Origin of the sequence: Marinobacter salinexigens, from assembly GCF_008370345.1 — a bacterium.
GTDB lineage: Bacteria > Pseudomonadota > Gammaproteobacteria > Pseudomonadales > Oleiphilaceae > Marinobacter > Marinobacter salinexigens.
Window position 1 is genome coordinate 129,618 of record NZ_VTUU01000007.1, and the last position, 21,366, is coordinate 150,983.

General features: G+C 56.9%; 18 protein-coding genes. 13 read left to right on the top strand and 5 right to left on the bottom strand.

What is annotated here, in order from left to right:
* The first annotated feature begins 37 nt into the window (after positions 1-37).
* The 7 genes from FWJ25_RS14475 to FWJ25_RS14505 all read left to right on the top strand — a co-directional run bounded on the left by FWJ25_RS14475 (position 38) and on the right by FWJ25_RS14505 (position 8,634).
* Entirely contained in the window at positions 38-2,896 is a 2,859-nt protein-coding gene (locus FWJ25_RS14475) for a class I adenylate cyclase (RefSeq protein WP_149600970.1), read from the top strand.
* Positions 2,897-2,978: 82 nt separating this feature from the next.
* On the top strand, positions 2,979-3,158 hold the full coding sequence (gene lptM / locus FWJ25_RS14480) for an LPS translocon maturation chaperone LptM (RefSeq protein WP_246166845.1): 180 nt from the start codon (positions 2,979-2,981) through the stop codon (positions 3,156-3,158).
* 51 nt (positions 3,159-3,209) lie between these two features.
* Positions 3,210-4,460: a diaminopimelate decarboxylase gene (gene lysA, locus FWJ25_RS14485; protein ID WP_149600971.1), complete on the top strand. Its 1,251-nt coding sequence runs from the start codon at positions 3,210-3,212 to the stop codon at positions 4,458-4,460.
* Positions 4,461-4,474: 14 nt separating this feature from the next.
* A complete protein-coding gene (dapF, locus tag FWJ25_RS14490) occupies positions 4,475-5,392 on the top strand; it encodes a diaminopimelate epimerase (protein ID WP_149600972.1) in 918 nt (305 codons plus the stop codon).
* A 16-nt stretch (positions 5,393-5,408) separates the two neighbouring features.
* Positions 5,409-6,155: a DUF484 family protein gene (locus FWJ25_RS14495; protein ID WP_149600973.1), complete on the top strand. Its 747-nt coding sequence runs from the start codon at positions 5,409-5,411 to the stop codon at positions 6,153-6,155.
* Positions 6,156-6,222: 67 nt separating this feature from the next.
* The gene (gene xerC, locus FWJ25_RS14500) at positions 6,223-7,125 is read left to right on the top strand and encodes a tyrosine recombinase XerC (RefSeq protein ID WP_149600974.1); all 903 of its coding nucleotides are present in this window, start codon (positions 6,223-6,225) and stop codon (positions 7,123-7,125) included.
* A gap of 54 nt (positions 7,126-7,179) precedes the next feature.
* Positions 7,180-8,634 carry a GGDEF domain-containing protein gene (locus FWJ25_RS14505; RefSeq protein WP_149600975.1) on the top strand — a complete coding sequence of 485 codons (1,455 nt, stop codon included), beginning with the start codon at positions 7,180-7,182 and terminating at the stop codon, positions 8,632-8,634.
* Here FWJ25_RS14505 and FWJ25_RS14510 read toward each other — a convergent pair.
* Positions 8,628-8,861 carry a DUF2789 domain-containing protein gene (locus FWJ25_RS14510; protein ID WP_149600976.1) on the bottom strand — a complete coding sequence of 78 codons (234 nt, stop codon included), beginning with the start codon at positions 8,859-8,861 and terminating at the stop codon, positions 8,628-8,630. The genes FWJ25_RS14505 and FWJ25_RS14510 overlap by 7 nt on opposite strands.
* 96 nt (positions 8,862-8,957) lie before the next feature.
* Here FWJ25_RS14510 and FWJ25_RS14515 point away from each other — a divergent pair, with 96 nt between their 5' ends.
* On the top strand, positions 8,958-11,738 hold the full coding sequence (locus FWJ25_RS14515; protein WP_149600977.1) for an ATP-binding protein: 2,781 nt from the start codon (positions 8,958-8,960) through the stop codon (positions 11,736-11,738).
* Positions 11,739-11,748: 10 nt separating this feature from the next.
* Here the strand turns inward: FWJ25_RS14515 and FWJ25_RS14520 are convergent, their stop codons facing one another.
* On the bottom strand, positions 11,749-12,114 hold the full coding sequence (locus FWJ25_RS14520) for a hypothetical protein (RefSeq protein WP_149600978.1): 366 nt from the start codon (positions 12,112-12,114) through the stop codon (positions 11,749-11,751).
* A 219-nt stretch (positions 12,115-12,333) separates the two neighbouring features.
* On the opposite strand from FWJ25_RS14520, the gene FWJ25_RS14525 reads away from it, so the two are divergent.
* Complete coding sequence (locus FWJ25_RS14525) at positions 12,334-12,933, top strand: hypothetical protein (protein ID WP_149600979.1); 600 nt, start codon at positions 12,334-12,336, stop codon at positions 12,931-12,933.
* A gap of 48 nt (positions 12,934-12,981) precedes the next feature.
* Entirely contained in the window at positions 12,982-15,165 is a 2,184-nt protein-coding gene (locus FWJ25_RS14530) for a patatin-like phospholipase family protein (protein WP_149601036.1), read from the top strand.
* Here FWJ25_RS14530 and FWJ25_RS14535 read toward each other — a convergent pair.
* The 3 genes from FWJ25_RS14535 to FWJ25_RS14545 form a co-directional block, all read right to left on the bottom strand.
* Positions 15,146-15,823 (bottom strand): GntR family transcriptional regulator, encoded by a 678-nt coding sequence (locus FWJ25_RS14535; protein ID WP_149600980.1) that lies wholly within the window; start codon positions 15,821-15,823, stop codon positions 15,146-15,148. The two genes, FWJ25_RS14530 and FWJ25_RS14535, sit on opposite strands and share 20 nt — an antisense overlap.
* A gap of 84 nt (positions 15,824-15,907) precedes the next feature.
* A complete protein-coding gene (gene cls, locus FWJ25_RS14540; protein WP_149600981.1) occupies positions 15,908-17,338 on the bottom strand; it encodes a cardiolipin synthase in 1,431 nt (476 codons plus the stop codon).
* Positions 17,338-18,423 carry an AraC family transcriptional regulator gene (locus FWJ25_RS14545; RefSeq protein WP_246166846.1) on the bottom strand — a complete coding sequence of 362 codons (1,086 nt, stop codon included), beginning with the start codon at positions 18,421-18,423 and terminating at the stop codon, positions 17,338-17,340. Before FWJ25_RS14545 ends, cls begins: the two co-directional genes overlap by 1 nt.
* A gap of 406 nt (positions 18,424-18,829) precedes the next feature.
* Between FWJ25_RS14545 and FWJ25_RS14550 the strand changes: the two genes are divergently transcribed.
* From FWJ25_RS14550 to FWJ25_RS14560, 3 genes are all read left to right on the top strand, one after another.
* Complete coding sequence (locus FWJ25_RS14550) at positions 18,830-19,621, top strand: alpha/beta fold hydrolase (RefSeq protein ID WP_149600982.1); 792 nt, start codon at positions 18,830-18,832, stop codon at positions 19,619-19,621.
* A gap of 116 nt (positions 19,622-19,737) precedes the next feature.
* Positions 19,738-20,823 carry an SMP-30/gluconolactonase/LRE family protein gene (locus tag FWJ25_RS14555; protein WP_149600983.1) on the top strand — a complete coding sequence of 362 codons (1,086 nt, stop codon included), beginning with the start codon at positions 19,738-19,740 and terminating at the stop codon, positions 20,821-20,823.
* Positions 20,820-21,293, top strand: a complete 474-nt coding sequence (locus tag FWJ25_RS14560) for an acyl-CoA thioesterase (RefSeq protein ID WP_149600984.1) — start codon at positions 20,820-20,822, stop codon at positions 21,291-21,293. Before FWJ25_RS14555 ends, FWJ25_RS14560 begins: the two co-directional genes overlap by 4 nt.
* The last annotated feature ends 73 nt before the right edge of the window (positions 21,294-21,366 follow it).

The window sequence follows — 21,366 nt, forward strand, 5'->3', positions numbered from 1 at the left end:
ATACCTGACGCGAAAAGAACCTCTCGCCGGAGACGCTTTGACTGCCCAATCTGCCCCAATCGTCCTCGATTTTGATGACGGCATTGACCGCAAGACCCTGAAACGTCTTCGGGACCGCTTTCTGGTGGTGAACCAGCAGCGATGGGAGCGGGCCCATTCTGCACTGACCTATCGGCAACAGCGGGTTCTTGAAATCCTGCCCCTGGTTTTTCATACCAATCATCCGGCTTTGCCCGGTTACCTGGACAGAGATTGCCCCTATGGCTTTAGCCATTATAAGCCTTCCGGAAAAACCCTGGATGCAGCGCGGAGGTTGGCCCGTACCTTCAGTCTGAAAGATGAGGGCAGCCGGAGGCCTGATCTGGACGCGCTTTTCCTGATGGGAAGCCCTGGCACCCTGGGCCATTCCGTCGCCAGTGATCTTGATGTCTGGTTGTGCCACCGGAAAGATCTTCCGGAACGAGGTGTTCGGTGTCTGGAACGCAAGGCCGTGCGGCTTTCGGAATGGGCGGCGTCTCTTGGGGTGGAGCTGCATGTTTTTGTATTCAACGCCGAGGACTGGCGGAACGGGCGTCAGCGAGCGGAGGTCACCGGGGAAAACTGCGGTAGTGCCCAGCATTTTCTGCTCCTCGACGAGTTTTACCGAACCAGTATTCATCTGGCCGGCCAGTACCCCCTGTGGTGGTTGATACCGGTGGAGGATGAAGCGCGCTATGACGACTGCATGCGCCAACTGGTGGACTGTCGTTTCATTCGGGGTGACGAGTACATTGATTTCGGCGCAGTGCCCGGCATTCCGGAAGCGGAATTTCTGGGTGCAGGGGTATGGCAGCTCTACAAGGGAATTGACGCACCGTGGAAATCGATCCTCAAGCTTCTGTTGATCGAATGCTATGCCCGTACTTCCGGGCAACCGCTTCTGTCTGCTGTGTTCAAGCGTGCTGTGTACGAGGGGGAGAGCCAGGCAGATGAGCTGGACCCCTACTTGTTGCTGCACCATCGTCTGGAACACTGGCTGACAGAATGCGGTGCGGATGCCCGTCTGGATCTGGTCCGGCGCAGTTTTTACCTGAAAGCCGGGTTGCCGCTAACGCGGGTTGAAGCCGGGGCTGACTATTGGCGAGTACGGTCGTTACGGCGTTTAACCGGGCAATGGGGCTGGACGGAAACAGAACTGGCGCGATTGGATGATCGGCAGAACTGGAGGGCGGAAGATGTGACCTCTATCCGGCGCAGCATTGTTACCGAATTTACCCACAGCTACCGATTATTGTCGAAGCTGGCGCGGGAACATGGTACCCGGGCATCGATCAGTGCCGGCGACATTAACCTGTTGGGGCGAAAGCTGTACGCGGCGTTTCAGCGCAAAGCGGGCAAGATCGAACAGATCAATCCGGGGCTGGCGCCCTCTCTGGAAGAAGAGAACCTGGCCTTTCACCACCAGTCGGAGCAGGGTGGAGATGGTGAAGGCTGGTTGCTGTACCGGGATCTTGAAGATCCGACCGATGCATTCTGGAAGCCCGTCATCCGGCGCTCCGGAAATCTGGCCGAGCTGATGGTCTGGTGTTACTGCAATGGTCTGCTGACCCGGTCAACACGGCTCAATGTCAGGGCTGGGCGCAGTATTGCCTCGGTCAATGAGCTGAGGGAAATGCTGGATGCCATCTCAGGCTTTCTGCCACATCCTGTCAAACCTGCCGGTCGCGAGTTGTTGTCGCAACAGGTGCGCCCGCTGCGTAATCTCTTACTGGTCAATGTTGGCGTTGATCCCCAGGCCCATCTGACGGAGCTGGGGCTGCATAAACTCAGCGCCCGTCATGATTCGCTGGGGTTCAGTGGTGGTCGCGACAACCTGGTGGTTACCATCGATCAGATCACCTTCAATAGCTGGCATGAGGTCAGCCTTCAGCATTATGCGTCCGGGGATACGCTGATTCAGTGTCTGAAAAACATACTGGCCTCCGTGGCTGGACGTCCAACGGACCTGCCTGAAATTCAGGTACATAGCCATAACCCTGGTCATGGCAGTGCCATTGCCCGGCGGGTGGGTGAACTGTTTTCGGATGTGTTACGCCAGTTTTTTGCCGGAAGTGCCGGGCCGCATCCGTTGCGGTATGTGATCGAAATGGATCGTCGTTATTTCATTCTGCAGTTTAATGGGACTGAACCCGGTTTTGTTACCGTCAGCAGTTTCAGGGCACTGATCGAGCAGTTGGCGCTTCCTCAGGAGCGTTACCTGCCAGTGGTGTTCGATCGCTACGCAATTCCGGAAGAGCCGGCACTGAGGGCTGTTTGTCATGCCAGTGAGCCGGATAACATTCAGGTGTTCTATCGGGTTCAGGGAGAGCGGGCCCGGATCTGGGTGATTGACGAGTTGGGAGCGGTGTTCCAGTGGGAGCAGGCCCTGGCCAGTCGCCGCTACTTGCTGACGCCCTTGCTGCGCTTTCTGGAAAACCTGGTTGAACGCAGAATGTTGCGTCAGGGAGATGCGCCGGGGATATTGGGTTGTATTCAGTGTTACGAAGTGGCTGTCCGTGACGGGGTGTGGCGGGTTGAGCGGCGTCCCGAGGTCGACAGCGGGGATGATCTGCCAGGAATGGAAGTGCAGGCAGTAGGGATTCAGGAAGGGGATAGCCGGGTTCGTTTCGATATTTTCTGTGGTGATCAGGAGTTTACGGTTCAGGAGTACGGTGATCAGCTGATTCCCGCAGTCGCTCACTATATACATTCCATAAGGCGCAGCCCGGAGCACTACCCGGTGTACCTGACCGATGTGCATCTTCCTCATGATCTGGACCCGCAGGTGTATCAGCAGGATATCCAGACCAGCCAATACCTCTATTACCGGTCGGTACTGGAAGAGTCTCTCAACAACGAGTTGCAGAATCGTCGTTAGCGATTTCGGTGCCCTGCTGTCCTCGCCGCACGGGTCGTGTCTCAGGTATACTTCGCCCATTGTAAACTCAGGGGTAGCGAGTATGCGTGCTGGAATAATGGTGATCAGTGCTCTGGTCCTGACAACGGTGCTGGGTGGCTGCGGCCAGAAGGGACCGCTGTACAGAGAGCACACGGCAATGTCCGCCACCACATCTGTCCAGGCGGTTGATGCCGTCGCCGAAGGCGATAGCACCGGCGACGACGAGAACCGCGGACAGTAAACAGCCCTGGCCCCCTTCACCACGAATCAGGCACCACGAATCAGGAACAGCATGGATCACTTCAACTACCGCAACGGTGAACTCTTTGCCGAGGATGTACCGGTTTCCACGATTGCCGAGCGTTTTGGCACACCTGCCTATATCTATTCCCGGGCCACCCTGGAACGTCACTACCGTGCCTACGACGAAGCCTTGGCCGGGCATCCCCATCTGGTGTGCTACGCCGTTAAAGCCAACAGTAACCTGGCAGTTCTGAATGTGCTGGCGCGTCTGGGCGCGGGCTTTGATATTGTTTCTGCCGGCGAGCTGGAGCGAGTTCTTCGCGCAGGCGGAGATGCCGGTAAAGTTGTGTTCTCCGGTGTCGGCAAGCAGGAATGGGAAATGAAGCGTGCCCTGGAAGTTGGCGTGCGCTGCTTTAACGTGGAGTCAGACACCGAGCTGGATCGCCTCAATAAAGTGGCGGGTGAACTGGGTGTCAGGGCACCGGTCTCCCTCCGCGTGAACCCGGATGTGGATGCGGGTACTCACCCGTACATTTCCACTGGTCTGAAAGAGAACAAATTCGGTATTGATATCGCGGAAGCGGCTTCTGTGTATGCCAGGGCCGCTAGCCTGCCGAATCTGGATGTCCAGGGCGTAGACTGTCACATTGGTTCTCAGCTGACATCAGTATCACCGTTCCTCGATGCCCTTGATCGGGTGCTGGTGTTGATCGATACCCTGGCGGAACAGGGCATTGAAATACGTCATCTCGATATGGGGGGTGGCCTCGGTGTTACCTATAACCAGGAACAGCCTCCGCAGCCCTCAGAGTATGTCAGTGCACTGGCAGAGCGGCTGGGTGATCGCGATCTGGAACTGATTATGGAGCCGGGGCGCTCTATAGCAGCCAATGCCGGCATCATGATCACCCGGGTGGAATTCCTGAAGTGCACAGAGCACCGCAATTTCGCCATCATCGATGCTGCCATGAATGATCTGATCCGGCCGGCCCTGTACAGCGCATGGCAGTCCATTATTCCGGTCAGGCCTCACCAGAAGGGTGAAGAAAAGGCCTGGGACCTGGTGGGTCCGATTTGTGAAACTGGTGATTTCCTGGGTAAGGATCGCAAGCTCAGACTGGAGCCAGGCGATCTGCTGGCGGTTCGTTCTGCCGGCGCCTACGGATTCGTGATGAGTTCGAACTACAACACCCGTAACCGTCCCCCTGAGTTGATGGTGGATGGCGACCAGGTGCATGTGATCCGTCGCCGGGAAACACTGGACGATCAACTTGCCCCTGAGAGCTGTCTTCCGGAATGAGCGGGGAGCAGGAAATGAGTCAGCCGCGTCGTAACCAGGGCCCTTTGCTTCGTTTCACCAAGATGCACGGTTTGGGTAACGACTTTATGGTAGTGGACGCCATCAGCCAGCCGTTCCGGCTGCGCCCGGATATTATTCGCGGCCTGGCTGATCGTAATTTTGGCATTGGCTTTGACCAGCTCCTGGTGGTGGAACCGCCAGGACTGCCGGATGTGGATTTTCGCTACCGGATTTTTAACGCTGATGGCTCGGAGGTAGAGCAGTGTGGCAACGGCGCCCGGTGTTTTGCGCGCTTTGTCCGGGATCAGCGTCTGACCAATAAGCGGGTGATCCGGGTTCAGACCGCCAAAGGTGTTATTGAACTGAAGGTTGGCAAGAACGGCATGGTTGCCGTCAACATGGGCGTGCCGGAACTCAATCCGCCGGCGATACCCTTTGCCGCCGATCGTCGCAAGGAAATTTACACCGTTGAGGTGAACGGTGAAACCGTTGAGCTGAGTGCAGTGTCCATGGGGAATCCCCACGGTGTGCTGGTGGTCGACAATGTCGATACGGCTCCGGTGGAGACCCTCGGGCCGAGCCTTGAAAGCCATCCCCGGTTCCCTGCACGGGCGAATATCGGATTCTTGCAGATTGTTGATCGTGGACACGCACGACTGCGGGTTTTCGAACGCGGGTCCGGAGAAACCCTGGCCTGTGGCAGTGGCGCGTGCGCGGCGGTGGTTGCCGGGCGTCTCAGAGGTTTGCTTGACCAGCGTGTTGAAGTGGAGTTGCGCGGAGGCCGTCTGGTCATTGAATGGCAGGGGGAGGGTACCCCTGTTATGATGGAAGGCCCTGCGGCCAGTGTGTTTGAAGGGCAGTTGCGACTGCCTGCAGACAGCAACGGTCGCCGCCGCAAGAGCAGTGGTCGTGCTCCGAAGAGCCGGTCCTGACAGTCAGGAGAACAGGATGACAGAACAAACGGCCCGCCAGAAGGCCGGTGAACTCACACGGGAACAGGTGGCGGATTACCTCCGGGAGCATCCGGATTTCTTTGTTGAGCAGGATGAACTCCTGCGCAGCCTGACCCTGCCCCACGATAGTGGCCGGGCCATCTCTCTGGTTGAACGACAGGTTCATCTGTTCCGGGAACAGCGGGACACCCTGCGTCGGGAGTTGGTTGAACTGGTATCCATTGCCCGGCACAACGACCGGCTCTTCGAAAAGAGCAAACGGTTGTTGATGCAGGTGATTGAAGCACGTTCGCTCAATGATATGGCCGCTGCCATCGATGACAGTATTCGCGGGGATTTCGGCCTGGATGCCGCCTCGGTACTGCTGTTCAGCGAGACAGAGCTTCCCGAAACCGCACAGGGTGCCTTGCATGTGGTCCGGCCGGACGAAGCGCACAAACGGCTGGGGAACCTTCTGGAAGGTGATCGGGCGGTGTGTGGTCAGTTCCGGGAAAGTGAACGGGCTTTCCTGTTTCCGGATCGGGAAGAACCCATTGCGTCTGTGGCCCTGGTTCCGTTACGCAACGAGAACCTCGTAGGCGTTTTCGCCATTGGTAGTTGCGAACCAGGCTACTTTGACCAGAGTATGGGGTCGCTTTTCCTCAGCTACATCAGCGATACCCTCAGCCGCCTGTTGCCACCGATGATTGGTCGACACGCCGCGGCTCCGTCAGTCACGGATATCGCCACGGAGTCCCGCTAGGGTGCCCGAGGCGGGCCCCGCCGCAGCAGTATTACCAGCGACCCTGACAGGGCCGTTGGCGAAGTTTATGGAGCATCTGGGTTCAGAAAAGCGCCATTCCCCGAGAACCTGCGATAGTTACCGTCGTGACCTTGGCCGACTTTCTGTCTGGTTAAACCAGTCAGATGTGACTCAGTGGCGCGATGTTGACAGTCATTACTTGCGACGTTACGTAGCCACTCTCAGTCGCGAGGGTCTTGGGGGGCGAAGCATTGCCCGCCACCTCTCTGCGATCCGGCGGTTCTACCAGTTTCTTCTCCGGGAAAAACTGGTGAAGGATAATCCCGCACTGGATATCCGGGCCCCGAAAGCAGCGCGCCGGTTACCAAAGGCTGTTGATGTAGATCAGGTCAATCATTTGCTGGATACAGATCCAGACGACCCATTGGAAATTCGGGACCTCTGCATGTTCGAGCTGATGTATTCGTCCGGGTTGCGATTGTCGGAACTGGTGGGGCTCGATCTTGATTCTGTTGATCACCGCGGACATGAGATTCGGGTTTTGGGAAAAGGCAGCAAGGAACGAATTCTTCCGGTTGGCCGTAAGGCATTAGCAGCCCTTGACGTGTGGCTGCCGGTGCGGTCAGCGCTGGCGGGCGAGGCCGAGCCGGCGCTGTTCGTGAGCAGGCGGGGAAACCGCCTCAGTGCACGGAGTGTGCAGGCCAGGTTGAGCCGCTGGGGGATCGCCAAAGGGGCGGATCAGGGATTGCATCCACATATGCTCCGGCACAGTTTTGCCAGCCACATGCTGGAATCCAGCGGCGATCTGCGAGCCGTCCAGGAGTTGTTGGGACATGCGGACATTGCGACCACACAGGTCTATACTCATCTTGATTTCCAGCATTTGGCCCGCGTGTATGACCAGAGTCATCCCAGGGCGCGTCGTCATCAGCGTGGATCAGGTCATTCCGACGATCAGGCCGGCGGCTGACGAGCACAGCTTGAGCAAGGGCAAGCAGGAGCAAGCAGGAGAAGGGAGCGTTCAATGACATCGGATCAGTCCTGGAAAGAGAAGTATCTTCAGGAACTTGAGTCGGCAGATCAAAGGGAAGAGCAGTGGAAGGCGGAGCGTAATACCCTCGAACGCATGCTGGTTCGTACCTGTCTGGCTTCGGAAGGACAAGCACCGGAACTCGATCGCCTGCTGGCCCGGGTACGTAAAGACCTGAGAAAGAATAAAGTAGATGTTGAAAACTGGCGGGAACTGCAGGAACAGATCGATCGCCAGGTGACGCTGCTCGATGAGAAGCCCGTTGCCAAGAAAAGCCTGTTCAACTGGAAGAAACTCCCGGAACAAGAGGCTGACTCCCCCCCGGCAGAGACACCACCCGATACCGTAAAACCGACTGACAGCGGCAGCCTGGATGACAATACCCAGAGGCTGAGGATTGCCCGCAGGGTGGGCCAGTTGCTCGGGCAGTTACTCAGTCAGGTCTCCCTTGAGGCCAATGCTGAAGCGCAAGCACGAGTCTTGCAGCAATCGTTACTGTCTTCGGATAGCTGGGATGAATTGCGGGAAGGCCTCAATCATGTGGCAGATCTGGTTATTGCTGCCATTGCCCGCAGCCAGCGGGAGTTTGAAGCTTTTCTTCAGCGTCTGGATGAACGCCTGGAAGTGTTCCAGCAGCATTTTGCAAACCAGTCATCGGCGCAGGCTGAGCGTATTCGCGCTACAGAATTATTAGACCAGGAAATTCGCCACGGGCTCGAGTGTGCCGGAGTGGATGTTCAGGAAAGCCATGATCTGGGAGAACTGAAATCATCCGTCAGTGACCACCTTGAATCCATTGCTGTCGCGTTGGACCGTTTTCGTGCGCAGGAAACCCAGCGGGAGCAAGAGCTTGCCGATCAGCTTGCAGCCATGCAGGAAAAAATGGCGGCAATGGAGGCGCATTCCGAGCAGATGCAGGAGCAGATCCGCCGCGAACGCCAGAAGGCAACCACAGATCTGCTGACCCAATTGCCCAACCGTGAGGCTTGGCAGGAAAGGCTTTCCTTTGAGTACAACCGATGGAAAAGGTACCAGCACCCGCTCACCGTTGGGGTTCTGGATATCGACCTTTTCAAACGGATTAATGACTCTTATGGCCACAAAGCCGGTGATCGGGTGTTGCAACTGGTTGCCCGGGAACTTAAAGAGCGCTTGCGCAACACGGACTTCATTGCACGATACGGCGGTGAAGAATTTGTGCTGTTGTTTCCCGAAACGTCACCGGTTGATGCAATCGCGGTTCTCGACCAACTAAGAGCACATGTCGCTAACCTGCCTTTCCATTTCAGTGGCGAACCGGTGACTGTGACCTTTTCTGCCGGTGTTTCGGGGTTCAGCCCGGGAGATACAGGTGAGACGGTATTCGATCGTGCTGATCGAGCCCTCTACCAGGCCAAGGACGCCGGGCGCAACCAGGTTCACCTGGAGCCGGATTCACCCGCTCAGTGACGCATTCGGGCATCCAGTTCGTCAATGATTTCTGCCCAGTCGCTGTCTTCTTCCAGTCCCTCCTCCAGGAACTGTGACTGGCTTTCAGACCAGAATGGCGCGTCTTGCAGCGCGACTTCGCTGGGAAGTGGAGAATACCGGGTAATGAAATCTTCAATGCTGGCTTCATCCGAGGCCAGTCCGAGTTGTTCAAACAGGGTGCTTAGGGTGTGCTTGCTGGTATCCATCGAGTCAGATCTCCTGAATAATGACGGTCCGAATGAAATCGTTTTCGAATGCAGGTATTGTTCCCTGAAATGTAGCGGAACCCTTGAGGATATCCAGTGAAGGTTGCCCTGCCTGTCTTACTTTGCTGCCTGTTGGCGTTATTCCACACCCCTCTGCGGGCAGACCCTCCCCAGCCATCCCCCGCGCCGGTTCTCGGTAATGAGGACCTGCTCTGGCTTGCGCAGCAGGAAAAGTTCCGTATTGGTGTGACGGTCGGCCAGGTACCGCTGATATTTGATACCGGGGATGGCGTGCTGGCAGGCACCTACGTAGATTATCTTGCTCGCCTGTCGGACAAGCTTGGCTTGCCCATTGAGCCTGTTGTGATGGGCGGTGGAGGCGGTGATTCTGTCGATGCCGTGCTGACTACCCGCTTGCCGAATGCGCCGGTGACAACAGGTAAGCGCTACACCCAGCCAATGATGACCCTGACTTACGGATTGTTTGTTGGCGCCGGAGATGCCTCGATCCGGAGTATGGCGGATCTTGAGGGGCGCCGGGTGGCGGTCATTGATGGCGACGCCAACCAGTATCCAATGCTGGACCCGGTGGACAGTTTCACTCCGGTGCTGGTTGAAAGTATCGGGGAAGCTGTCAGCCAGGTATTGTCCGGTCAGGCGGATGCGTTTCTGGGGCCGGTGCCCGTGGTGTCGGATTACCTGCAGTCGGCGATGATCAACGGAATCGGTCTGTCGATACTGTTGGACCAGCAGACCGTCGACGTGGTTTTACAGGTGGATGTTGATAATGACCGGGTGTTTGAGGTGCTGGACCAGGCGGTAGCGGCTATCGGCCATAATGAACACCGGGTGATCCGGCAATCCTGGTTACAGAGTGATTTACCCTCGCTGGAACGCAGCGGGCTGGAATTGTCAGGCTCCGATCTCGAATGGCTCAAACAGCACTCGAATCTCCGTGTGGCCTTCCGGGACGACTGGCCGCCGTTCGAGTATAGCCAGGATGGCCGTCCTGCCGGCCTGGTGCCGGACCTGGTCAACCGTCTGGAAAGCCAGCTCCACGTTCGTTTCTCCAGAATACAGGTGCCTGACCGGATAGAAGCTGATCGTATGCTTCAGGACGGGGAAGTGGATATCCTGCCGGGGTTGTCCAAAACGCCCCGCACGGAGAATGACTACCTGTTTACCCGGTCCTATCTCACGGTGCCGATTGCGCTGGCGATTCGGGATGATGGGCGGTTTATTGGTGATCTCCGGGAACTCCGCACCGAGCGGGTCGGGGTGGTGAATCGACATGCCGCTCACGACTATCTGCTGATCAACCATCCGAACCTCGACCTCTACCCGGTGGATAGTGTAGAGGAGGGGCTGCTTGCGCTGTCAAACGGCGACCTGGATGTGATGGTGACCCATATCCCGGCAGTGAGCTACACCGTTGCCCGTCTGGGGCTGTCGAACCTCCGTATTACCAGTATCACGCCTTACCAGTATGACTTCCGGCTGGCGGTGAGAAAGGATCGTCCGGAGCTCCACCGGATTCTCAATAAGGCGCTCAGCAGCCTGGATGCCGCTGAAACAGAAGCCATCTACAACCGCTGGATTCATCTGGATATCGAGCAGGAACCAGATTACACCGTCGTGCGTCGGGTGATTCTGATTGCCATCGTGGTGGTGCTGATTTTCCTGTACTGGAACCGAAAACTGTCACGGGAAGTTGATGAGCGGATACGTTCGGAGAATGCCCTGAGACGGAGTGAGGATGAGCTCCGCGCCGCCAAGCTGGAGGCAGAGAGGCTGGCCCGGGAGGCGGAAGCCGCCAGTCGGTCTAAGTCTGAGTTTCTGGCCAATATGTCCCATGAAATCCGGACACCCATGAACGCGGTTATTGGCTACAGTGATTTGCTGAGCAACAGTGTGACGGACCCCCAGCAGCGAAATTACCTGGATGCCATCCGGGCTGGTAGCCGAAGCTTGCTGATGCTGATTAACGATATTCTCGATCTGTCGCGGATTGAAGCCGGAAAGATGCGTCTGGATTATTCTGCTGTTTCGGTACGACGGCTCCTTGATGACGTTCGCCACATCTTCGATCTGAGAGCCCGGGAGCAGGGCATTTCCCTGGAGGTAAGCGTTGACTCCAAAATGCCTGCGGCGATGATGTTGGACGAAACCCGCTTGCGTCAGGTGTTGTTCAATCTCGTGGGTAATGCCATCAAGTTCACCCATGAAGGGGTTGTGAAGGTCCGTGCGGTTGCGACCCTGCCGGAATCCGAAAACGACGATTCATCTGATGACAGTGGCGGCCAGGATAATCAGTATTACCGGCTCGTTGTGACCGTCAAGGACACCGGGATCGGCATTGCTCCGGACCAGCGTGAGCGTATCTTTGATGCGTTTGAACAGCAGGAAGGACAAAACACCCGGCGCTATGGAGGAACCGGACTCGGGCTGGCAATCAGCCGGAAACTGGTCCAGATGATGGGTGGATCTCTTAACGTGGAAAGCGAGCAAGGTCAGGGTTCTGTGTTTACGGTCACTCTGCCGGGAGTCGAAGCGACGGTGGAGCAGGCTGAAGACGACGGTGAACCTAAAGAGGCTGAGCGGTTATTGGCCCAGACTCTCAGTATGCAGGAGCGTGGCTGGCTTTGTGAGCAACTGGCGTCGGATTTTGGCGATGAGTGGGAAACGGTGCGCGAGAGCGGGGACCCGGAAAAGATGAGGGACTTCGCCACCCGGGTCATGGCATGGGGACAGCGCTTCCGGTCCCGCTCAGTCACCCATTATGGGGAAAAACTGTTGGCCGATGTGGAAGCGTTTAACCTGGATGCGGTTAACAGTGCGCTGGAGTCCTTTCCCAAACTGCTGGGGCGAGAGTCGTGACCGCCTGGGCTTACAGACAGTCGAACTGCGAACTGCGATCGAAGGCTACGGAGACCATATCGTAGCCGGAGTCTGATAGATGCCGGATCAGATCCTGGTCTTTCAGCAGAGTCATGCAGACTTTGTGGACACTGGCCTGGAGTTGCTCAGCAGGAAGACTGTCTGATGGCATGCGGAAGTCGACAATCAGGTATTTGCGATCAACTGCGGCAGACAGCGGGATGTCTTGGCGTTCAACGCTCTCATAGCCGATGTAGGTGGCCTGCCCCTGAGGGAAAACTGAGCTCATCAGAACGTCAATGTTCTCCGCCTGAGCGCTGCTGGTGGCAAACAGGCTGCTGGCAAACAGTGCGAGGGAGAGATTTCTGAGCATCATGGCGGTTGCTCCCGTGTGACAAGTTAGCGTCCATGTAACAACGTGTAACGCTTGGTTACGATTGATTATTGCAGAGTCTGTCGTGCTTTGCGTTAGATTTGACTCGGTATTTTTCAATTTTTTGCAGTTCGCATGTGATTATGGGCCAATGAGGCCGGCTGCCCGGTTGGTATAGGATTGGCTATCATTTGAACGAAGCATCAGAAAAGGGGAAAGGGTATGTTTCAGCTTGTGTTCAAGGGTGAATGTGAGCCGGGTACAGACCAGGCGACGGCACGCAATAATGCGAGGGCTCTGTTCAAGGCCAGTGTCGAGCAGGTGGACCGGATGTTCAGCGGGCAGCCAGTCGTGATCCGCAATAAGCTGGATGAGGCCCAGGCGCAGAAATACCAGGCCGTTCTGAAAAAACACGGTATGGTGGCCCAGGTCCAGCCAATGCCCGGTGCCGCCCCTGCCCGACCGGCAGCAGCGGTGACAGAACGGACGGTACCGGCCGCAGCCCCTGCTGCCGAGCCTGAGCCGGTGAGAGAGGATCGTAAGGCGTCGGGAGTTCCAGAGGTTGAACCCGGTGACCGTTTACCGGTGGCCGGTGACAAAGTAGATGACATTCTTTCAGGAAGTGGGCTGGGGCTGGACCCGGTAGGTGTCACGCTTGCGGAACCGGAAGAGGTGGAAGCTCCCATGTTCCAGCACCTTGATGAATGGAGTCTGGCCCCTTCCGGATCGGATCTTGGTGTAAAAAGAGATGTCCCCCCACCCATAGTGCCGGACGTTTCGCACCTGTCCATCGCGGATGACAATGATGCTGACCAGCACTGAGTGCCAGTTGCTTTTTGTGAAGGAAAGGAAGCCTGCCCTGTGAGAGTTATGTTCCTGTGTCTGGCTCTCTTTGCCTTGTTGACCTCGCCAGTGCTGGCCGCAGACCGCCCGAAAGTAGGACTGGTTCTCAGTGGCGGTGGAGCCAAAGGGTTGGCGCATGTTGGCGTTTTGCGGGTACTGGAAGAAATGAACGTGCCGGTGGATTTTGTGGTGGGCACCAGCGCAGGCTCTGCGGTGGGGGCGCTATATGCCTCCGGTATGTCAGTAGAGGACATCGAACAACGCTTTATAGAGCTGGACTGGCTGTCCAGTTTCCGGGATGACCCGGGCCGGGTCTACAAGCCGGTACGGAGAAAGCAGGAAGAGGCGCGCTTTCCACTGACTCCCGGCGTAGGCCTTCGCGCCGATGGTCTGCATGTGGGCGGTGGCATAATCTCCGGCCAGAATCTTGGCTTCATTCTCAATGAGCTGACCCGGAGCGCAGCTCTGGTTCAGGATTTCGACCATTTGCCCATTCCCTTCCGGGCAGTCGCTACCGACCTGGAAACCGGGGGCGAAGTGGTCATTGGCGATGGCAACCTGGCCGAAGCCATCCGCGCAAGTATGAGTATTCCAGGTGTCTATGCTCCGGTTGAACGGGGTGGCCGCCTTCTGGTAGACGGTGGCGTAGCCAACAATCTGCCGGTGAGTGTTGCCCGCGAGATGGGAGCCGACGTGGTGATTGCGGTGGATATCACCGACCCGCTGATGGAGACGGAAGAGTTGCGGGAAGCCTTTTCGGTGGTCGGTCAGCTCACCACGGTGATGACCCGGAGAAACACCGATCAGCAGCTGGAATCGCTGACTGACCAGGATATTCTCATCCGCCCGGACCTGCAGGGTTATACCTCTTCCGATTTTTATGACGCGCCGGTGCTCTACGAACTGGGTGCAACGGGAGCGCGCGCCCATGCTGTAGAACTGCATCCGCTGTCTGTGGAAAGGCCTGACTGGGTTGCCTTCAAGGCACGTCTGTCATCCCGGACTTTGAGCGCGGGCCCGATTGCCCGCATCGAGATTGATCAGCGAGGCAATCTGTCTCAGGACTTTTTGCTCCAGCGTATTCACCAGGAAGTCGGGGATGAGTTGAATGTGGCGGTGCTGGAAGCCGACCTCAAACTCATATATGGGTTGGGCTACTACGAAACCGTGTCCTATTCCTTGTCTCCATCCCCGAATGGCACGGTATTGACGATTCGCGTCCGGGAAAAAAACTGGGGCCCGAACTATCTCTCCTTTGGGCTGAACTACGAGGATAATTTTGAGGGGGATACCCGTTTCAATATTGCCTCATCCCTGCGAATGACAGAACTCAACGAGCTGGGGGCAGAATGGCAGACCGGCATTCAGCTGGGTACTGAGCCCTGGGTGCGTACCCAGTGGTACCAACCACTGGACTATGGCTATCAGCGTTTCCTGGCCGTCGGTGCAGACTACAGTCGGGAAAGCTTCAGCCTTTATGACAACACCGGACTCCGTATCGCGGATGTGGACGTGACTTTTCGCCATGCGGATCTGTCTCTGGGCATGGAATTGGGTGGGAACGCAGAGCTACGTCTGAAGTATGCCCGGGGTTACGCGACCATTGATGAACAGGTGGGACAGCCAATAGCTGAGTCGGGGTCGATACACCAGGGCGGCTTCTCGCTTCAGATGCTCCATGATTCTCTGGATGATGCATTTTATCCCCGACATGGAGCGTTCGCCGGTATCAGGGGCAAAATCGAAAGAGAGGGTCTGGGCTCCGACCGGCACTTTGATTCGGTAACCGCCATGCTGTTGGGTACGGGTAGTTGGCGAGGTTTCAATCTGACCGGAATGCTCTATGGCGAGACGGTTACCGGTGGCGAACCGGGCGTCGAAAATGCCGTCCGGTTGGGTGGTTTTCGCCAGCTGTCGGCCTATGCTCCCGGAGAGATTACCGGGGATAATGGACTGATGGCCGCAGTGTATGCCCGGCAGACGTTCGGCGGCCCGCTGATTCCATGGTTTGCCGGGCTGGGCTTTGAAGCTGGTAATGCCTGGGAATCACTTGAGGACGCCAGTTGGGGGCGCTCGGTCCGTTCATGGAGTGTATTTGCCGGGGTGGATACCTTTCTGGGACCAGTGCAGTTGGCGACTGCCTATAGTAATAAGGACGACTGGGCCACCTACCTCAATATCGGTTTCTCGTTTACGCGTTTGTTCTACTAGAGGCTTCTATCGCGTCCAGGACCTGCTGGCATTGCTGAAGTGCAAATCTGTGCAGTATGTCTGCCAGCTTGTCTTCATCTCGCTCCCTGATGGCTCTGATGGACTCCTGCATGTGGGCAAGGTTGTCTTCCAGTATCTGCTTGCCGCCGAACTGGAACGCGGCGAAGGCGCAACGCCTGGCTGATGGCCAGAGGTCGTCAATGGCGGAAACGATAAAGTAGTTGTCAGCGTACGCCAGCGAGGCTTTGGTGTATTCGATGCCCAGCTCAAGGAAGGTCATCAGGTCATTGTTCCGATAGCAGCTGTCCATACGCTGGTACAGGGATTCGAGTTTCTGCATATCATCTTCCTGCCACAAGCGGGCCAGCTTACGGCCGGTGTGGGTCAGGTAGAGTTCCAGGACTTCGTGGAGGCTGCGAACGAAGAACTCATCAAGTGGTGTCACAAAAGCACCCTTGCGTGGCACGTTGCGGACCAGGTGGCGCTTCTCCAGGAGCAGCAGGGCTTCCCGCACAGAACCGTGGCTGACATCCATCTGCTTGGCCATGGCAGCTTCGAAAATACGCTCCCCTGATCCCAGTTGGTCAAAAACAATCAGGTTTTCTATGTGGCGGGCGACCTGTTCGGTCAGGGTTTCCTTGGGCTTGAACGCATTCATGGTTGTGTTTCGCTAAAGCAGACGGCGGGTTCAGACAGGCATAGTCGCATAATTCCCTGAGTCGAAACCAGTGCGCGCAGCTGCTTAGAGAATGGGTGCGAACAGCCGGCTGGCGCGGCAACCGAGCCGGAACAGAATGGAACGTTGCCGGTAGTCGTCCTCGGTCATCAGGCGGCAGTTGTCGAGATCCTCTTTTAACATCGCTTCAACACTGCTCAGGAAGTGAGATGCGGTGGTAACCGCGGTGATCTCAAAGTTCAGGCGCATGGAGCGGTTGTCGAGATTGGCTGTTCCGACAGCTGAATAGCGATCGTCCACCAGGATGACTTTTTGATGCATGAAACCCGGTTGGTAACGGTAGATCTGGATGCCTGCTTTGCAGGCCTGAACAAGATAAGAATATGCGGCCAGCCGGATAAGCCGGTTGTCGGATTTCTCCGGTATCAGGATGCGCACATCCACGCCTCGCATCGCGGCCAGTTGCAGGGCGTTGAGTACCTGCAGGTCAGGAACAAAATAGGGCGAAGCGATCCACAGTCGGGTGCGGGCATTGTTGATGCAGTTGAGGAAGAACAGAGTACAGGTTTCCCAGTCGTCTGCAGGGCCGGTAGGTAATACCAGGACTTCATCCTTGCCGGGGGGGATGTCCGCAGACGTCCAGTCCAGCTGCGGCTGCTGATCACTGGCCCAGTTCCAGTCCTCCAGCCAGGCCAGTTGCAGGCCAGTAACGGCCGGCCCTTCAATCCGACAGTGGGTGTCCCGCCAGGGCTCCTGGTCGATAAAGGTTCCCAGGTATTCGTCTCCCAGGTTAATGCCGCCGACAAATCCGACTTTGCCATCGCAGACCAGCAGCTTGCGATGGTTGCGAAAATTGATCTGGAATCGCCTGCGGCGGATGTTGCCATTGCCGAAAGACGCTACCCGGGCGCCTGCCGCGGATAGCTGGTCAAGGTAGGTTCTCGGCAGCCAGACGCTGCCAATGTCATCATAGAGAAACCAGACTTCTACACCTTGTGCCAGTTTACGTTCCAGGATCGACTTGATGCGCTGGCCGACGCGGTCTGAACGAATAATGTAGAACTCGAGGAGGATATAGTGCCGGGCGTCCTCCATGGCCTCGAACAAAGCCTCGAAAGTGGCTGCACCGTCTCTGAGTAGCGTGCACTGATTACCATCGGTAAACGGTTGGCGCCCGAGTTTGCAGAGCACTTGTAACTCGTCTTCGAAGCGTTCCGAAGCGGGCTTGGGAATGGAGGTGGTTTGCTGTTCGAACCGGTTCAGCAGGCTGGTCAGCCGTTCATCTCCCATCCGGCGGACCTTGACGTAACCGCCGAAACGGTAACGCCCGAACATGACAAATAGTGGAACGGCCAGGTAGGGTAGGCCGACAAGTCCGATTATCCAGGCGATGGCGCCCTGTGCCGTGCGGTAGGTAAGGAGAATCCGATAGATGCATGCAAATGCTGCAAGATAGATCAGGCCGACGACGACCGCGACGAAAGAAAAGTCTGGCATTATTGGTCCTTGTGTCCAGTCGTGCTGCCGGTCGCGACAGACGTTGCCTCAAGGGTTTGATGGCTGGCCCGGTACTGGGCGGGTGACGAACCGGTCCAGCGCTTGAATGCGCGGCTGAATGCACTGAGCTCCGAGAATCCGAGCAGAAAGGCGATTTCACCAAGAGCGTATTGGCCGGCCGCAACATACCTGAGAGCTTTGTCCTTGCGCACCTGTTCAACCAGGTCGTGGAAGCTCAGCCCCTCTTTTTTCAGCTTCCGGTAAAGCGTTTGACGGCTCATGTGACACTGGCGGGCCAGGGTGTCCGCATCTATCCGGTCTGTTGCCATCTGCCGGGAAATCAGGCGGCGGACCTTGCGGCCAAAGGAGCGCCGGGTCTGTAATCGTGCCAGAACCGCGTTGACCTGTTTCAGAACGGCGGAATAGACGTAGGGGTTGCGCTGAGGGATCGGTTGGGCAAGGTGTCTGGTGTGGAATGCCAGCCGGGTGATGCCCGCGCCAAAATGTACGGGCCCGCCAAACAGCTTTTCGTACTCATCGCCGTAGGCAGGTTTGGGATGGGCTATCTCTGCCCATTCGGCTTGCAGGCCAGCGTGGATGAAATGGCGGGTCCGGCTCAGAGCGGCGGCGAGGGTCCGGTCCATATCCTGTCGGCAATAATGGTCAGGGGTATCCGGTTGCCAGGTCAGAATGGCCAGATCACCGGTTTGCTCGAAGCTCAGTATGATGGATTCGTTGATCAGGCGATGCAGCCTGACATACTGGGTGACTGCTTCCCCGAGGGTATCGCAGTTAAAGAAGACATGCCCGACCAACCCCATTCGTTCCGGGTCAATGACCTGGCCTGCGTGCAGTCCCACGCCGGCATCCCCGGTGACTGACTCGGCATAATCCCAGAGCCGGTAGTGGGCCGAGGCGGGAACCCGCAGATCAGGATCAGACAGAGTATGGAGATTGAGGCCGGTGATCTGTTCAACCCGAGCCTTATCCAGTACGCCCTGGCGTTCGAGATAATGCACCAGCGCCAGAGTGCTTGAGGCTGCCACAAGGGGGGTGTCGGATGGGGCGAGTTCGGCCGGAATCACAGTATCCGTTTCCAATATGAACAGGCTGTCATCGACACTGATACAAAATGTCAAATGGATGAGACGCCCTGTCAACGGTTTGTTGTTGTAGTAACGATAGCATGTAAGTCACCAGGTTGGAGTAATCCGTAGGCGTAATCAGGAGGTGTCTTATGGAACAGGAAATTTTTGTGCCGCACAGCACGTACGAGCGTGAGAATGTAGTGGCATTAGCCGAGTATCTGAACAGCATTTTCTACTGTTGATCAGCCAGGCGTAAAGCCTATGACCTTGAGGCCGGGTAACCCCCGGCCTTTTTTTGTGTCATTTTAAGCTCTCCGGATGTTCCGGGCCTTGCCCACTGCACAGGCAGTGGTAATGTATCCCGCCTGACTTGTATCAATGGCGATTCGGAGACTGGTTGTCCATGAGTGTAGAACTGAACCATCGTATTACCGGTGAGGGTGCCCCTCTGATCCTGCTGCACGGCCTGTTCGGCTCGCTGGAAAACCTGGGAGGCATTACCCGCCGTTTGCAGGATGAGTGGCAGATTCATGCTCTGGATGAGCGCAACCATGGCAGCTCACCCCATACAGATGACATGGATTACCCCTCGATGGCGGAAGATGTTATCGCCTACATGGATGCTCAGGGTATAGACAGCGCGAGCCTGTTGGGGCACTCCATGGGGGGCAAAGTGGCCATGCAAGTGGCGTTGATGGCCCCGGAGCGGGTAGACAAGCTGATCGTGGCTGACATTGCCCCGGTGAACTACAAGCCTCGCCACGATGCCATTCTTGAAGGGCTGACAACAACCGATCTGGCGGCAGTAAAGTCCAGGCAGGACGCAGAGAATCATCTGACGGAGTATGTGGATATCCCGTCTATCAGACAGTTCCTGCTCAAGAATCTGGTTCGGGTCCCCAGGGACGAGCAGGTTTCCGGCGGCCCGGTATTTCGCTGGCGCATGAATCTGCCGGTGATTAACAATCTCTACGCCAACCTCGCCAAGGCTCCTGCGGGCGATGGACCATTCAACGGGCCAGTGCTGTTCATCAAGGGAGCGGATTCGGCGTATATCCAGGAAAAACACCGGGAGCAAATACAGAGCCTGTTCCCGGCTGCGGAGTTGCGGATCATCCGCGATACCGGCCACTGGTTGCATGTGGATAAGGCTGATACGTTTACCGCGCTCTGCCGCCGTTTCCTGAAATCCTGACGTCCTGAAGCCGACAGGGACAGCTCCAACGGTTGTGTTCAAGGCCCTCTTACCATCTGCTAAGGTTAAGCCAGCGCGAATGTATCCAGACAACCGATAACAAGCGGATAAGAACCATGAAATGGATAATGGCAGCGGCCTTGGCCCTGTTTCTGCTGGTAGGTGGTTTCCTGCTGAGTCCCTCTCCGATTGACAGTGCTGCCTGGCAGGCGCCGGCGCCGGTGGCGATGAGTGGCCCATTGGCGCCGAATGAGCTGCTGCGTCAGGCCGATTTGTTAGCCCGGGGCGAGATCTACGGCCCGGAGGATACGGCCGTCAGTTCAGAGGGTGTGGTTTACGCAGGGACCCAGGACGGCAAGATTGTCCGTGTCATGCCGGATGGCAAGGTAGAAACCTGGCTTGAGCCGGGTGGGCGCCCGCTGGGTATGGTCTTTGACGGGAAAGGGAATCTGATTGTCGCTGACGCCTGGAAAGGGCTCGTCTCCGTTGCGCCGGACCGGACGCTGTCAATCCTGACTCGTGAAGCGGAGGGCACCCCGTTTCGTTTTACCGATGATGTTGATATTGCGCCGGACGGCCGGATTTACTTCTCCGACGCCAGTTCCCGTTTCCATCAGCCGGATTACCGGCTCGACCTGATGGAAATGCGTCCCTACGGCCGATTGCTCCGCTACTCCCCCCGCAATGGTAAAACCGAGGTCATTGTCAGGAATCTCTATTTTGCCAATGGGGTGGCGGTATCTCCGGACGGTGATTTTGTTCTGGTGAACGAAACCTGGAAATACCGGATTCTTCGCCATTGGCTTAAGGGCCCGAAAGCGGGGCAGACCGATATCTTCGCGGATAACCTGCCTGGTTTCCCGGATAACCTGGCGGTAGATAGCAAAGGTCGTTACTGGGTGGCATTTCCCACCTTGCGAAACCCCCAGATGGATTTCCTGCACAAGCATCCCTGGCTCAAGAACCTGGTGGCAAAGCTACCCGAAAGTCTTCAGCCAAAGCCCCAGGCATACGGCCTGGCGGTAGCCTTTGATCGGAATGGCAAGGTGCTGACCAGTCTCCATGACACAAGTGGCGATCACCTCCAGGAAATCACTTCGGTGAACCCTGTTGGTAGCTACCTATACTTTGGTTCACTTCACAATGATCGTATCGGGCGGTTACCGTTACGGGCCATTCCGGGGTTCGGAGAAGAACAATGACCACCGAAAAGACGTTCCAGTGGGATCTGCCTGATCCGTTCACGATCGACATTGTCGTACGGGACGAAGATACCGATCGCCTGGGGCATGCCAATAATGTGGTGTACGTGCGCTGGCTTGAGGACATCAGCTGGGCACATATTGACAGCCTGGGTATGACCTGGGAATTGCACGAAGAAACCGGCAAGGCCATGGCCATTACCCGGACCGAGATTGACTACCTGATGCCTGCAAATGCCGGAGACCGTCTGGTTCTGGCAACCTGGCTGACCGGTTATGATGGTAAGTTCCGGTCGTCCCGGCAGTTCCAGCTGATTCGTCCGGTTGATGGGAAGACCCTGGTTCGGGCGGTGTCGACTCATGCCTGTGTCGATCTGAAAAGCCAGCGGCCGTCCCGGGCTCCGAAACCCTTTGCGGACATTCTGGGTGGCGCGGTGGTCGCTGGCGGAAAGAACGCAGGCTTCAACTGAACCGCTGGTGTTGGCAACTTCTGCTAGTCTGAATGAATCCCTGTATCCCGTTATCACTGCAGTCTGGAGAGCA